The sequence below is a fragment of the Puniceibacterium sediminis genome (assembly GCF_900188035.1).
Lineage (GTDB): Bacteria > Pseudomonadota > Alphaproteobacteria > Rhodobacterales > Rhodobacteraceae > Puniceibacterium > Puniceibacterium sediminis.
The window spans coordinates 36,513-49,917 of sequence record NZ_FZNN01000017.1 but is presented as its reverse complement, the minus strand read 5'-3'; the positions used below and the strand labels follow the sequence as shown (position 1 = coordinate 49,917).

At 61.2% G+C, this 13,405-nt stretch carries 14 protein-coding genes; 12 read left to right on the top strand and 2 right to left on the bottom strand.

From position 1 onward, the window contains the following. Positions 1–48 precede the first annotated feature (48 nt). The 12 genes from guaA to CHB75_RS16515 all read left to right on the top strand — a co-directional run bounded on the left by guaA (position 49) and on the right by CHB75_RS16515 (position 12,223). Positions 49–1,611 carry a glutamine-hydrolyzing GMP synthase gene (gene guaA / locus CHB75_RS16570; RefSeq protein ID WP_089272519.1) on the top strand — a complete coding sequence of 521 codons (1,563 nt, stop codon included), beginning with the start codon at positions 49–51 and terminating at the stop codon, positions 1,609–1,611. Positions 1,612–1,715: 104 nt separating this feature from the next. Continuing rightward, the gene (locus CHB75_RS16565; protein ID WP_425439510.1) at positions 1,716–1,982 is read left to right on the top strand and encodes a putative quinol monooxygenase; all 267 of its coding nucleotides are present in this window, start codon (positions 1,716–1,718) and stop codon (positions 1,980–1,982) included. A gap of 82 nt (positions 1,983–2,064) precedes the next feature. Further along, entirely contained in the window at positions 2,065–2,934 is an 870-nt protein-coding gene (locus CHB75_RS16560) for a DMT family transporter (RefSeq protein ID WP_089272515.1), read from the top strand. A 108-nt stretch (positions 2,935–3,042) separates the two neighbouring features. After that, the gene (locus CHB75_RS16555; RefSeq protein WP_089272513.1) at positions 3,043–4,188 is read left to right on the top strand and encodes an OmpP1/FadL family transporter; all 1,146 of its coding nucleotides are present in this window, start codon (positions 3,043–3,045) and stop codon (positions 4,186–4,188) included. A gap of 123 nt (positions 4,189–4,311) precedes the next feature. After that, complete coding sequence (locus CHB75_RS16550; RefSeq protein WP_089272511.1) at positions 4,312–5,235, top strand: DMT family transporter; 924 nt, start codon at positions 4,312–4,314, stop codon at positions 5,233–5,235. A gap of 59 nt (positions 5,236–5,294) precedes the next feature. Next, complete coding sequence (locus tag CHB75_RS16545) at positions 5,295–6,158, top strand: ATPase (protein WP_089272509.1); 864 nt, start codon at positions 5,295–5,297, stop codon at positions 6,156–6,158. A 134-nt stretch (positions 6,159–6,292) separates the two neighbouring features. After that, the gene (locus tag CHB75_RS16540) at positions 6,293–7,234 is read left to right on the top strand and encodes a homoserine O-succinyltransferase (protein ID WP_089272507.1); all 942 of its coding nucleotides are present in this window, start codon (positions 6,293–6,295) and stop codon (positions 7,232–7,234) included. 15 nt (positions 7,235–7,249) lie between these two features. Then, on the top strand, positions 7,250–8,227 hold the full coding sequence (locus CHB75_RS16535) for an alpha/beta fold hydrolase (RefSeq protein ID WP_089272505.1): 978 nt from the start codon (positions 7,250–7,252) through the stop codon (positions 8,225–8,227). Positions 8,228–8,285: 58 nt separating this feature from the next. Continuing rightward, positions 8,286–9,728 (top strand): hypothetical protein, encoded by a 1,443-nt coding sequence (locus CHB75_RS21400; protein ID WP_141135128.1) that lies wholly within the window; start codon positions 8,286–8,288, stop codon positions 9,726–9,728. A 59-nt stretch (positions 9,729–9,787) separates the two neighbouring features. Next, entirely contained in the window at positions 9,788–10,657 is an 870-nt protein-coding gene (gene ppk2 / locus CHB75_RS16525; RefSeq protein WP_089272501.1) for a polyphosphate kinase 2, read from the top strand. Then, positions 10,650–11,267, top strand: a complete 618-nt coding sequence (locus CHB75_RS16520) for a TetR/AcrR family transcriptional regulator (protein ID WP_089272499.1) — start codon at positions 10,650–10,652, stop codon at positions 11,265–11,267. The genes ppk2 and CHB75_RS16520 overlap by 8 nt, the downstream gene beginning before the upstream one ends. Positions 11,268–11,365: 98 nt before the next feature. Further along, a complete protein-coding gene (locus CHB75_RS16515; protein ID WP_089272497.1) occupies positions 11,366–12,223 on the top strand; it encodes a hypothetical protein in 858 nt (285 codons plus the stop codon). Positions 12,224–12,284: 61 nt separating this feature from the next. Here CHB75_RS16515 and rpsI read toward each other — a convergent pair whose 3' ends face one another. Both rpsI and rplM read right to left on the bottom strand, forming a co-directional pair. Next, positions 12,285–12,770, bottom strand: coding sequence for a 30S ribosomal protein S9 (gene rpsI / locus CHB75_RS16510; protein WP_089272495.1), 486 nt, complete (start codon positions 12,768–12,770; stop codon positions 12,285–12,287). Then, positions 12,770–13,234: a 50S ribosomal protein L13 gene (gene rplM, locus CHB75_RS16505; RefSeq protein ID WP_089272493.1), complete on the bottom strand. Its 465-nt coding sequence runs from the start codon at positions 13,232–13,234 to the stop codon at positions 12,770–12,772. Before rplM ends, rpsI begins: the two co-directional genes overlap by 1 nt. Between the last annotated feature and the right edge of the window lie 171 nt (positions 13,235–13,405).

Sequence of the window (13,405 nt, the reverse complement as noted above, 5' to 3'; positions counted from 1 at the left end):
GACCACAGTCCTCTTGCGCCGCGTCCCGCTTGGCCCTAATGGGCAGATATGACCCAAACCCAGCATGACCGCCTGTTAATCATAGACTTTGGCAGTCAGGTGACGCAGCTCATCGCGCGCCGCCTGCGTGAACTCAATGTCTATTGCGAAATTCACCCTTTCAACGCCGTGACGCCCGCCTTTCTGGCCGACTTCGCACCCAAGGCGGTGATCCTGTCCGGGGGGCCGTCCTCGGTCTTTGACGACGGCGCACCACAGCCCCCGGCCGAAGTTTTCGAACTCGGCGTTCCGGTTCTGGGCATCTGTTATGGCCAGCAGGTCATGATGCACATGCTTGGCGGGCATGTTGAACGTGGCCACGGCACCGCCGAATTCGGCCGCGCCTATGTGACCCCGACCGAAGACAGGATTGACCTGCTCAACGGATGGTTCCTCGAACAGCGCGAACAGGTCTGGATGAGCCACGGCGACCACGTGTCGAAAATCGCACCCGGGTTCAAGGTCTATGGCACCTCCCCCAACGCGCCTTTCGCCATCACCGCTGACCTCGACCGCCGGTTCTACGCCGTGCAGTTCCACCCCGAGGTGCATCACACCCCGAACGGCCGCACATTATACGAAAACTTCGTAAAGGATGCCGGGTTCACCGGCGACTGGACGATGGAAGCCTACCGCGAAGAGGCGATCCGCAAGATCCGCGATCAGGTCGGCAACAAAAAGGTAATCTGCGCGCTGTCCGGCGGCGTCGACAGCTCTGTCGCCGCAATCCTCCTGCACGAGGCGATCGGCGATCAACTTACCTGCGTCTTTGTCGACCACGGGTTGCTGCGTCTGAACGAGGCGACCGAAGTCGTCACCATGTTCCGCGAACATTACAACCTGCCCCTGATCCACGCCGATGAATCCGAGCTGTTCCTTGGCAAGCTTGACGGCGTCAGCGACCCCGAGACCAAGCGCAAGATCATCGGTGGATTGTTCATCGACGTCTTCCAGAAGTACGCCAACCAGATCGAAGGCGCGGAATTCCTCGCTCAGGGCACGCTTTATCCCGACGTGATCGAATCGGTCTCCTTCAGCGGCGGCCCCTCCGTCACGATCAAGAGCCACCACAATGTCGGCGGCCTGCCGGAAAAGATGGGCCTCAAGCTGGTCGAACCCCTGCGCGAACTGTTCAAGGACGAAGTGCGCGCATTGGGTCGCGAACTTGGCCTGCCCGACAGCTTCATCGGACGTCACCCCTTCCCCGGACCGGGTCTGGCCATCCGCTGCCCCGGAGAGATCACGCGCGAAAAGCTGGAAATCCTGCGCAAGGCGGACGCGGTCTATATCGACCAGATCCGCAAGCACGGGCTTTATGACGAAATCTGGCAGGCCTTTGTCGCGATTCTCCCGGTGCGCACAGTCGGCGTGATGGGCGACGGGCGGACCTATGATTTCGCCTGTGCCCTGCGCGCCGTGAACAGCGTCGATGGCATGACGGCGGATTATTATCCCTTCACCCATGAATTCCTGGGCGAAACCGCGACCCGCATCATAAACGAGGTCAAAGGCATCAACCGTGTCACCTATGACGTGACCTCCAAGCCTCCCGGCACGATCGAGTGGGAATGAGCAAGAGCTAAGGGGGTTTTCGGACTGACAGCTTGCGAAAACCTCCCTCGAACGCGCTTGGTGGACCATTCTTCCGATCCAGAGTTGAGCAATCAGATATGTCCATGATCCATCTGACCGGCACCCTGACCTGCGCCCCCGACCAGCAGCAAAAGGTACGCGACGCCCTGCCCGACCACATTGCTCTGACCCGCGCAGAGCCCGGCTGTCTGGAATTCGAAGTGGTCGAAACGCAGCCGGGCACCTTTGCAGTGTCGGAACTCTTCATCAATCAGGCGGCGTTCGACGCCCATCAGGCCCGCACCCGTGCCAGCGCATGGTTCGGCGTGACCAATGGCATAACGCGCGATTACAAGATCACCGAGGCCTGATCCCGTCTTGCCAATCCCTGCTGGTTAACGGCAGATGCTTGGCAGGAGTAGGAGCCCCCGAAATGTCCCTGAATTCGAACACATGAGCGACACCCTGCGCGCCAGCCTCTGGATGATCGGGGCGATCCTGTCCTTTACCTCAATGGCGGTGGCGGGCCGCGCGGTCAGCCTCGATCTCGATACATTCGAGATCATGATGTACCGCAGCCTGATCGGCCTGACGCTGGTGCTGACGGTTGCGACCCTGGCGGGCACGCGCAGCCAGATCACCACCCGCAGCCTTGGCCTGCACCTGATCCGCAACATCAGCCATTTCACCGGGCAAAACCTGTGGTTCTTCGCCATCACGGTGATTCCCCTGGCACAGGTCTTTGCGCTCGAGTTCACCGCACCACTCTGGGTCATGGTCCTGTCACCGCTGGTGCTGGGCGAACGGCTGACGCGGACACGGGCCATATCCGCAGTGTTCGGCTTTATCGGCATCCTGATCGTCGCGCGCCCCAGCCCGGAAACCATTGATACCGGGCTGCTGGCCGCCGCCGGCGCTGCCGTCGCATTTGCCCTGTCAGCGGTATTCACCCGCCGCCTGACACGGACCGAAACGATCACCTGCATCCTTTTTTACCTAACCGTCATGCAGGCAGCCTTTGGTCTGATCTGTGCGGGTTTTGACGGCGATATCGCCTTGCCCAGTGCCGCGAACTGGCCCTGGATCGTGGTGATCGGCTGTGCCGGGCTGGTGGCGCATTTCTGCCTGACGACGGCACTGCGCATCGCCCCCGCCACGGTTGTGATGCCCATTGATTTCGTGCGCCTGCCAGTGATCGCGATCCTGGCGATGCTGATCTATGCCGAACCGTTGGACCCTTATGTCTTTCTGGGTGCAGCAATTATTTTCGCCGCGAACTACTTCAACATCCTGCATGAAACGCGAGGTGTGGCTGGAACGTAACGTCACGCGTCCCTGTCGCCGATGTGACGCTAAGTCAAAGATTGAATGGTGACCGAACCGATGTAGCGTCCGGGCTGAGGAGAGACTTTTTTCAGGGATGAGGACAACATGAATAAAATACTGGTTGGCGCTTCCGCGCTTGCCCTTGCTGCGGGGACCGCTTCGGCGGGCGGCATCGAACGCACGACGCAATCCGCGATGGTGCTTTATGAAAAAGGCAACCATGCTGAACTTTCGTTCGGCTTTGTTTCGCCATCGGTCACTGGCACCAGCCGGACCCTTGTGGCGGACATCGACAACGTCGCCAGTTCTTTCTGGCTACCCAGCGCCGCGATCAAGATGCAGTTCAGCGACACGCTGTCGGCGGCGCTGATCATCGACCGTCCTTATGGCGCGGACATTGCCTATGAAGACGGCAATCCGATGCTGGGCGGAACCACTGCGGAAGCCTCCAACACCGCGATCACTGCCCTGCTGAAATATCAGTTCAACCCGAATTTCAGCGCTTTCGGCGGCCTACGTCATTCCCAGGCCGACGGTGATATCCAGCTGCGCGGCGCCGCTTATGGCGCAGTCAACGGCTACGATCTGAACCTCAAGAGCAACGGCGCCTATGGCTATGTGCTCGGCGGTGCCTATGAGCGTCCCGATATCGCGCTGCGCGTGGCACTGACCTACAATTCGAAAATCACCCATGACTTCAAGACGACGGAAAGCGGCCCGCTGGTCGATCCCGACGGCCCCGGCCCCGCGCCCGCGATGCCCCTGCTGAACGGCTCTTCCACGACAGACGTCGATCTGCCCGAAAGCTGGAACCTCGAATTCCAGACCGGTATCGCCGCTGACACGCTGCTTTTCGGTTCGGTGCGTTACGTCAAGCATTCGCAGTTCAAGCTTGATTCAGAGCAGTTCGTGACCGTGGTCGGCAGCGGCCTGATCGACCTTGAAGATACCACCACTTACCGTGTTGGCGTCGGTCGCCGGTTCAACGACCAGTTCTCTGGTTCGATCGCCGTCGCCTACGAAGCCGCTGGCGACAAGCTGGTATCACCGCTGGCCCCGTCCACCGGCTATACCAGCGTGACACTGGGCGGATCCTACAGCGTGACAGACAGCCTGACCCTGTCGAGCGGGATCAGCTATATCTGGCTGGGCGATGCGCAGCCTGAAACCGGCACCCCCGATGTGGCCCGCGCCGATTTCGAAAACAACTCGGCCGTCGGCCTTGGCGTCAAGATCGCTTACAAGTTCTGATACAATTCTGAGATGAACAAATGGACCGCCCAGCCCTCGTGCCGGGCGGTCTTTTTTTGCGCCAACACTATTGCCGCAAGATCCGGGTCGCACAGATCAACCGGTTTGGCATAGAACCCGGGAATGACACAGCAAACCTCGCTCTCTGCCCGCGCCTGGGCTGAACTCGCCCTTCTGGCCCTGATCTGGGGCGGCTCGTTCCTGTCCATTCGCACGGCCCTGGACGAAATCGGGCCGCTGACATCCGTGCTGCACCGTACCTTCTGGGCCATGGCCGTGCTCTGGATCTTTATCGCCCTGCGCCGGATGTCCCTGCCCCGCGATCCCCGGATCTGGGGCGCTTTCCTGATCATGGGGCTGCTCAACAACGCCATCCCGTTTTCCCTGATGGCCTGGGGGCAGTTGCATATCCCCAGCGGGCTGACGTCCATCTTCAATGCCGCCACGGCGATCTTTGGCGTGCTGGTCGCGGCGCTGGTCTTTGCCGATGAACGGCTGAGCGCGCGCAAGGCCACCGGCGTCATGATCGGCTTTGCCGGGGTGGCCATCGCCATCGGCCCCGGCGCGCTGCACTCTTTCGACATCACCTCGCTTGCGCAGTTGGCCGTGCTGGCGGGCACCCTGTCCTATGCCTGCGCCGGGGCGTGGGCGCGCAGCACCCTGCGCGGCGTGCGCCCCCAAATAGCCGCAGCCGGGATGCTGACCGCTTCGACCCTGATCATGGCACCCCTCACACTCTGGTTCGAAGGTGTGCCCAGCCTGTCCCTGCTCCCCGAAACATGGGTTTCCATCGGCTATTACGCCGGCATCGCCACGGCGCTGGCCTATCTTCTCTACTACCGCGTGCTGGCCATGGCGGGCAGCGGCAACCTCATGCTGGTGACACTGCTGATCCCGCCGGTTGCCATCACCCTCGGCGCGCTTGTAAGGGGCGAGGCACTGTCGCACGCCGCCTACGGCGGGTTTGCCCTGCTCGTGCTGGGGTTGCTGGTGATCGACGGGCGAATCTTCCAAAGGATCAGGCACAGGGCCAAGCGGAACGTTTGACGCCACCGCGCGCTCTGGCTACCAACAGGTCACACACTCTGACCAAAGGCGCGCCTCCAATGCTCTATGACTCTGCCGATGCCTGGCTTTCCGCGCCCCGCAAGCGCGTTCTTCTGTTTGCCATGTCGGGTCTGGGCAAGACGCATGTATCCGACATGCTGCGCAAACGCGGCGACTGGTTTCACTACTCGATCGATTACCGCATCGGCACCCGCTACATGGGCGAATATATCGCCGACAACGCCAAGCTGCAGGCGATGAAGGTGCCCTTCCTGCGCGACCTGCTGATGAGCGATTCGATCCACATCGGATCGAACATCACCTTTGACAACCTTGCCGCCGTGTCGGCCTATCTGGGCAAACCGGGGGATGAGGCCCGGGGCGGCCTGCCGATCAGCTCCTATCAGCGCCGACAGGATCAGTTCGCCCGCGCCGAAAAGCAGGCGCTGCTGGACACCGGCTATTTCATCGACCGGGCCGAAGAACTCTATGGCTATCCGCATTTCGTCTGCGACACCGGTGGGTCGATCTGTGAATGGGTCGATGCCGACGATCCCGCCGATCCGATCCTGTCGGAACTGTCGCGCCACTGCCTGATGGTCTGGATCCGTGGCACCGAGGCACATACCGAAGAATTGATCCGCCGGTTCGACCGCGCGCCCAAGCCGATGGCCTATCAGCCGGAATTCCTGATGCGGGTCTGGACGGAATACCTGGCGCTGAACAACTGCGCCGAAACGGATGTGGACCCCGATGCCTTTATCCGCTGGACCTACGCTCAGGCCCTCGCCCACCGCCAGCCGCGCTACGAAGCCATGGCGCGCAACTGGGGCATCACGGTCGAGGCGTCCGATCTGGCCGATGTCAGCACCCAGCAGGGATTCGAGGCGGTGATCGCTCAGGCGCTTTCCCGGCAAGGCTGACCAGCGCCCGGCGGTCGGACGTAGCATCTGGCGCGGCGCTTACTTACCTCCCGTCAACCACCCAATACGCCCGCGGCTTGTGATAGCCGCCGCTCTGACCTATCTCTGACCCGCCGATATGCAAGGATCCCAAGATGCCGATCAAGCTGCCCTCCGACCTGCCCGCCTACGCCGTTCTGTCGCGCGAAGGTGTCATGGTCATGCCCGAGGATGCCGCATCCCATCAGGACATCCGGCCCATCCGCATCGGCCTGCTCAACCTCATGCCCAAGAAGATCCAGACGGAAACCCAGTTCGCCCGGCTCATCGGCGCGAACCCGCTGCAGATCGAATTCAGCCTGATCCGCATGTCCGAACACGAGACCAAGAATACCGCCGCCGAACACATGGAGGCCTTCTACCGCCCCTTCTCCGAAGTCGAGGCGAGCGGAGAGAAGTTCGATGGCCTGATCATCACCGGCGCCCCGATCGAACATCTGGATTATACCGATGTCACCTACTGGGATGAACTCACCCGGGTGTTCGACTGGACCCAGACCCATGTGCATTCGACATTCGGCGTCTGCTGGGGCGGCATGGCGATGATCAACTATTTCCACGGCGTGCCCAAACACCTGCTGCCGCACAAGGCCTTTGGCTGCGCACGTCACCAGAACCTTGCGGCCGCCTCACCCTATCTGCGCGGCTTTTCCGACGACATGGTGATCCCCGTCAGCCGCTGGACCGAACTGCGCCGGGACGAGATCGAGGCCGCAGGCCTGCCGGTGCTGATCGACAGCCACGACACCGGCCCCTGTCTGGTCGAGGATACCGACCACCGCGCACTCTATATCTTCAACCACCTGGAATACGACAGCGACACGCTGAAACAGGAATACGACCGCGACGTAGCAGCCGGTAATCCGATCAACGTACCCGCCAATTACTACCCCTCGGACGATCCCAGCCAGAAGCCCCTGAACCGCTGGCGCAGCCATGCGCATCTTCTCTATGGCAACTGGGTCTCCGAGCTCTACCTGACGACTCCCTTCGACATGACGCAGATTGGCCAGGCAAGCACCGATTTGCGCAAGTAGCGCAAAGGTGCCTGTATGAGTATCCGTATCCTGATCTTTCTGTCGCTGGTCCTTCTGGCGGGCTGCTCTGCGCTGGTCAGCCAGCGCAACGCCACGCGCGAGGCAGAGGCGCTGCGCAATTGGCCGCCCATCGGGCAGTTTTTCGATCTGGGTGACGGGCGCCGGGTACATGCCTATGTGACCGGGTCCGGGCCGGATCTGGTGCTGATCCACGGCGCGTCCGGAAATCTGCGTGATTTCACCTTTGATTTTGTCGACCGGGTCAAAGACCGCTACCGGGTCATCGCCTTTGATCGCCCCGGCCTTGGCTATACCGACCGGGCATCGGACGCCTACGGTGGTGCGTTCAACGCGACAGCCGAAAGCCCCGCAGAACAGGCCGACATGCTTTGGGCCGCAGCGCAGAAACTGGGCGTGAAGCGGCCCATCGTGTTGGGGCACTCCTATGGCGGCGCGGTCGCCATGGCCTGGGGGCTGGACCACCCGGCGTCGGCGCTGGTGATTGTTTCGGGCGCGACCATGCCATGGCCCGGGGATCTGGAATTTTCCTACACCCTGCTGGGCTCTGCCATCGGCGGGGCGGTCGTGCCCCCCGTCATCACCGCCTTTGCCGGAAATGAGCAGGTCAACGCCGTGGTCGCCGATATCTTTGCGCCCAACCCGGTGCCTGCGGGTTATGCACAATACGTCGGCCCCCGCCTGACGCTGCGCCGCGCGTCCCTGCGCGCCAACAGCCGCCAGGTGAACAACCTGCGCCCGCACGTGGTCACGATGTCGAAACGCTACCCCACCATCACTCTGCCGGTCGAACTGGTGCATGGCGGCGCCGACACCACCGTGGGTCCCGACATTCATTCGCGCCCGCTGCATGCGCTGCTGCCCAACAGCCGCCTGACCATCCTGCCCGGCGTCGGACACATGCCACACCATGCGCAACCCCAGGCAATTGTCGATGCCATCGACCGCGCGGCACAAAAGGCAGGGTTGCTCTGAAGCTTGACGCAGGCAGATCGGGCCGCCACTCTGACCAGCGGTCAGGGGTGCGCACGGCATGGATATTCGGGCGAAAGTAACGATCTACGGCTTAACGCTCGGTCCGCTCGGCGCCGTCGTAGGCAATGTCTGTGGTTGGGTCTGGGCGATACTGCCCTGGCTGAGCCTCGCGATAACAATCCTAGCCGCCGTCCTGATCGAATCTGACACTTACCGTCCCCGTCTGCGGCGTCTTTTTGCGCCGGGTCGCGCAGGCAGCCTTTATCGACGCGCCCTGATCCGGGTTGCCCGCTGGCCGCGCGACTGGCGTATGTACAATTGGGCATTGCGGTTTGCGGTGATCTATCCAATCGGCATTCCGCTAGTGCTGTGGATCTATCCGGGATGGCGCGCGGCGCTGGGTGGAATAGAGTTCATAGCAGCCCCCGGCGCTACGTGGCAACGGATTGTGATGTTTTGCGCAATTGCCACATATATTTTTTCTTTAACGAAATTGGCATCAGCCGTCCCCAAAATCTTTTGGAAATTTTGGGGACGGCTGATCGCAGGCGCAGGCTCACTCGTATTGGCAGTCGCAGTCGCCGCCGCATTCTCTAGCTTAGGCACATTTGTATTGGCATTAGCAGTCGCATTGGGAGTCGCATTGGGAGCCACAGCCGCAGGTGCATTCGCAGGCGTACTCCCGGTCGCACTCGCATTCGGATTTGCATTCGCTGTCGCAGGCGTAGGCGAAGTTGGAAGCGCAAGCCTAGTCCCAATCGCAGGCGCAATCATAGTGGACAGATATTCGGAGAAAGGGTTCGGGCGCGCCGCCTATTTCCTTTACACAGTTCTGCTGTTGTCAGGTCTTTTCGCAACCCTACCCATTGCCAACTGGGCCGACAGCCAAACAGGCAACCGTGTAACTTTCCTCTTTGTTGGCATTCTCCCCCTTCTCAACGCGATATTTGACTATGCCTCATATGCCCTGACCTGGACGCTGTTGCGCGCAGGCGTCCTCCGCCCGCGCCGCGCTGTTGTCCTTGGCATCTTCGACCTTGCTGCCGCCTGCGGGCTTTTTCTGATTTCCGGCGCGGGGATGGTCATCGCGGTGGCGGGGGCCAATACCCTGTCCGGGGTTGAACTCTATCCGCTGGCCGACCTTTTTCACGGCATCCGGGACACCCCCACAGACTATCTCTGGCTTTATGTGATGCTCTTTTCCACCCTGTTACCCACTGTGCTGCACGCCGGAGTCGGCATGTTCAGCCTCGGCGCCCTGCTGCCCAAGGCATTCCGCCGCACGCTACAGGGGATGATCACCGACAAAGACGCGCTTGCCGCGACGGCTGCCCCGCTGCTCATCGGGCTTTACTGGACCACCTGTCTGCTGATCCCCTGTCTCATCGCATATGCGTTCTACCAACTGATCGCGCACTGGTATCCCTACCCGCTCGCCTGGTACCTGAACTGGCTGGAACATATCGCCTGCTGGATGGGTCCGGCCTCCTGCCCGCTTTGATTGCATTGCGTTAACCCGCTTAACATCCCATATTGTCTTCAAAAGACAGGACAACTCTCATGGATCTTCCCTATGACGGCGCCATCAGTGCGTTTTTCGAAAATGACGCCCCGAAGGAAGTGCGCGAAGCCATCCAGCGGGCGGAAAAGGACGACGTCCTGAATCCCAATCACCCCTATTCTGAACAGATGCCAAAAAAAGCCTATGAAAAGGAATTGCACAGCCTGCAGATCGAGTTGGGCAAGATGCAGGCCTGGGCCCGGGAAACCGGCGCACGTATCGCCATCCTGTTCGAGGGCCGCGATGCCGCCGGCAAGGGCGGCACGATCAAGCGATTCCGCGAAAACCTGAACCCGCGCGGTGCGCGTCTGGTGGCCCTGCCCAAACCCTCGGACACCGAGGCAACGCAATGGTATTTCCAGCGCTACATCCAGCACCTTCCCGCCGCGGGCGAAATCGTGTTCTACGACCGGTCGTGGTACAACCGTGGCGTGGTCGAACATGTTTTTGACTTCTGCACCCCCACACAGCGTGAACATTTCTTTGCCCAGGTGCCGGATCTGGAAAAGATGCTGGTCGGGGACGGCCTGCACCTGTTCAAACTTTGGCTGAACGTCGGACAGGCAGAACAACTGCGCCGCTTCATGGAACGCGAAAGCGATCCGCTGAAACAGTGGAAACTCAGCTGGATCGATGTCGAGGGGCTGAAACGCTGGGATGCCTATTCCAAGGCGATCCCCGAAACCCTGACCATCACCCACACCCAGGCCGCACCATGGACGGTGATCCGTTCGGACGACAAACGCCGTGCCCGGCTGAATGCGATCCGCACGGTGCTGTCGGGGCTGGACTACAAGGACAAGGACCACAAGGCGCTTGGCAAGATCGACGACAAGATCTGCGGCGGCCCCGAGCTTTGGGATGCCTAAACGCGGCTACCATCACGGCAATCTGGCGCAGGCGCTGGTCGATGCCGCCCTGACCCTGATCGAGGCGAAGGGCCCGACCGGTTTCACCCTGTCAGAAGCGGCGAAACAGGCAGGCGTCACGCCCGCGGCAGTCTACCGGCACTTTTCCGGCCGCGAGGATCTGATCGCCGAAGCCGCCCTTCAGGGCTATGAAATCTTCGCCGATCTGATGCAATACGCCTATGACAGCGGCCAACCCTCGGCCCTTGCGGCGTTCGAGGCGACGGGCCGCGCCTACCTTGCCTTTGCGCGCAAATATCCCGGCCATTACATCGCGATGTTCGAAAGCGGTATCTCGGTCAATCACTCTCCCGCTCTGGCCGAAGTGTCGGCCCGCGCCCGCGGCGTACAGGAACGCGCGGCCGCCGGTCTGTCGCGACACATACCCCCGGCAAAACGCCCGCCGGCGGCGATGGTCTCGGCGCATATCTGGGCGCTCAGCCACGGGGTGGTCGAACTTTACGCCCGCAATTCCCCCGGCACCCAAAGCCCCTACCCACCCGAGGATCTGCTTGAATCCGGCATCGGGATCTATTTGCGCGGGTTGGGGTTACTACCACCAGACGGCTGATCCAGCCACCTTACCGGCCTTGGCGAGCCACAAGAACAGATTTCATGCCTCCGGCGGCGATATTCAGGCCCCGGAGAAGACAAGGAATAGCGAAAGCCATGAAAACCGAAAAGACATTCATACTCGGGCTTGGGGCGTCAAAGTCCGGCACCACATGGATTCAGACCTACCTGCACCGCTCGGAAGGCGTCGATATGGGGCGGTTGGGCGAATACCAGATCTGGGATGCGCTGCACCTGCCCGCCAACAGCCGCTACCGCGTGGCCCGGCCCGGCGTTTGGACGCGGTTCGAGGCGGCGCTGGCGGCGCGCCTTGGCCTGCCGATCAAATCGTCGGCCTTTCGCTACGATCTTCAGCAAAACCCGGAACGCTATTTCGACTATTTCCAACAGCGTCTGGCCCAGCCCGGAATCCACATCACCGGCGATATCACTCCGGGATATGCGGGCCTGCCTGTCGCTGTACTGCAGGACATAGACCAGACCTTTGCGGCCCGCGGCATCACGGTCAAACCCGTCTTTGTCATGCGCGACCCGATCGAACGCGCCTGGTCCATCCTCAAGATGCGCCGCCGCAAGGGGCGTGTCCCCGGCGAATCGAGCCAGCAGCAAAGCTTTGAGGACCGCTTTCGCGAGGCCATCAGCAGCGGGCTTGGCGTCACATATGAAACATCCCTGCGCAACATTTATGCCGCCTTTGGCACCGATCGCCCCTATATCGGCCTGTTTGAAACGATGTTCACCGCAGAATCCGTGCAGCGGCTTAGCGACTTTGCCGGCGTTGCGTCCGACCCTGCCGCCAGCACCCAACGGGTGAACGACTCAGGCGATCGCTCGGGCGTGAACCCCGACCTCGCGCGCGAAGTGTTTCCCGCCTTCGCCGCTGACTATGCCTATTGCCTGACCCATTTCCCGCAGGCCCGCGCTGTATGGCCACACGCCCATCTGGCAGGCTAAGGTCCAAACGCGAAAGGGCGGTCCGAAGACCGCCCTTTGCAAAAACGTACAAGCGACAAGATCAGCGCTTGGAGAACTGGAAGCTCTTCCGGGCCTTGGCGCGACCGAACTTTTTCCGTTCCACGACGCGGCTGTCGCGGGTCAGGAAACCGGCGGCCTTCAGGGCTGCGCGCAGCGACGGATCGTACAGCTGCAGTGCCTTGGAAACACCGTGCTTCACAGCGCCGGCCTGACCAGACAGACCGCCGCCCTTGACCGTTGCGACAACGTCGAAATGGTCTTCGGTACCGGAAACGGTGAACGGCTGCTTCAGGATCATCTGCAGCACGGGGCGTGCAAAGTAATCGTTGATCGGCTTGCCGTTCACGATGACCTTGCCGGAGCCCGGCTTGATCCAGACGCGGGCGACCGCATCCTTACGCTTGCCGGTTGCATAGGCACGACCCAGCGCATCACGCTGCGGCTCACGCGGAGCAGCCATTTCGACAACGGCTTCAACGTTGGCAGCGGTGCCCAGCTCTTCGAGGGAGTTGATTTGCTCAGCCATTATTGTGCCACCCGGGTGTTCTTGGAGTTCATCGACTTCACATCCAGCACTTCGGGGCTTTGCGCCTCGTGCGGATGCTCGCCGCCTGCATAGACGCGCAGGTTGGTCATCACGGACCGGCTCAGACGGTTGCCCGGAAGCATGCGCTTGATCGCCTGGACGACAACCCGCTCGGGGTGCGCGCCTTCAAGGATCTGCTGCTTGGTGCGGGACTTGATGCCGCCCGGGTGTCCGGTGTGCCAGTAAAAGTGTTCCTGACGCTTGTTGCCGGTCATCTGCACTTTTTCAGCGTTGATGATGATCACGTTGTCGCCCATATCCATGTGCGGTGTGAAGGTCGGCTTGTGCTTGCCACGCAGACGCATGGCGACAATCGAGGCAAGACGGCCCAGCACCACGCCTTCGGCGTCGATGATGATCCATTTCTTCTCGATGTCTGCAGGTGTTGCAGAGAAGGTTTTCATAATGGGGTTACCCTTGGTTTGACGTGTCCCGGACCGATGCTTGGCGCACAGGCCCGCGAAATCCGATTGCCGGGTTATACGGCCTGCACGCGCACAGTCAAGCGCGCCTTACCCAATTTAAAGAAGCCAAATCAATAACTTAAAAATAAGGTATCTGAATACCCCACTATT

Coding starts and splice junctions, on each gene's coding strand:
- CHB75_RS16550 (WP_089272511.1), top strand. CDS start 4,312: ATGACACAGCAAACCTCGCTCTCTGCCCGCGCCTGGGCTGAACTCGCC.
- CHB75_RS16560 (WP_089272515.1), top strand. CDS start 2,065: ATGAGCGACACCCTGCGCGCCAGCCTCTGGATGATCGGGGCGATCCTG.
- rplM (WP_089272493.1), bottom strand. CDS start 13,234: ATGAAAACCTTCTCTGCAACACCTGCAGACATCGAGAAGAAATGGATC.
- CHB75_RS16535 (WP_089272505.1), top strand. CDS start 7,250: ATGAGTATCCGTATCCTGATCTTTCTGTCGCTGGTCCTTCTGGCGGGC.
- CHB75_RS16520 (WP_089272499.1), top strand. CDS start 10,650: ATGCCTAAACGCGGCTACCATCACGGCAATCTGGCGCAGGCGCTGGTC.
- CHB75_RS16565 (WP_425439510.1), top strand. CDS start 1,716: ATGATCCATCTGACCGGCACCCTGACCTGCGCCCCCGACCAGCAGCAA.
- CHB75_RS16515 (WP_089272497.1), top strand. CDS start 11,366: ATGAAAACCGAAAAGACATTCATACTCGGGCTTGGGGCGTCAAAGTCC.
- CHB75_RS16555 (WP_089272513.1), top strand. CDS start 3,043: ATGAATAAAATACTGGTTGGCGCTTCCGCGCTTGCCCTTGCTGCGGGG.
- rpsI (WP_089272495.1), bottom strand. CDS start 12,770: ATGGCTGAGCAAATCAACTCCCTCGAAGAGCTGGGCACCGCTGCCAAC.
- CHB75_RS21400 (WP_141135128.1), top strand. CDS start 8,286: ATGGATATTCGGGCGAAAGTAACGATCTACGGCTTAACGCTCGGTCCG.
- guaA (WP_089272519.1), top strand. CDS start 49: ATGACCCAAACCCAGCATGACCGCCTGTTAATCATAGACTTTGGCAGT.
- CHB75_RS16540 (WP_089272507.1), top strand. CDS start 6,293: ATGCCGATCAAGCTGCCCTCCGACCTGCCCGCCTACGCCGTTCTGTCG.
- ppk2 (WP_089272501.1), top strand. CDS start 9,788: ATGGATCTTCCCTATGACGGCGCCATCAGTGCGTTTTTCGAAAATGAC.
- CHB75_RS16545 (WP_089272509.1), top strand. CDS start 5,295: ATGCTCTATGACTCTGCCGATGCCTGGCTTTCCGCGCCCCGCAAGCGC.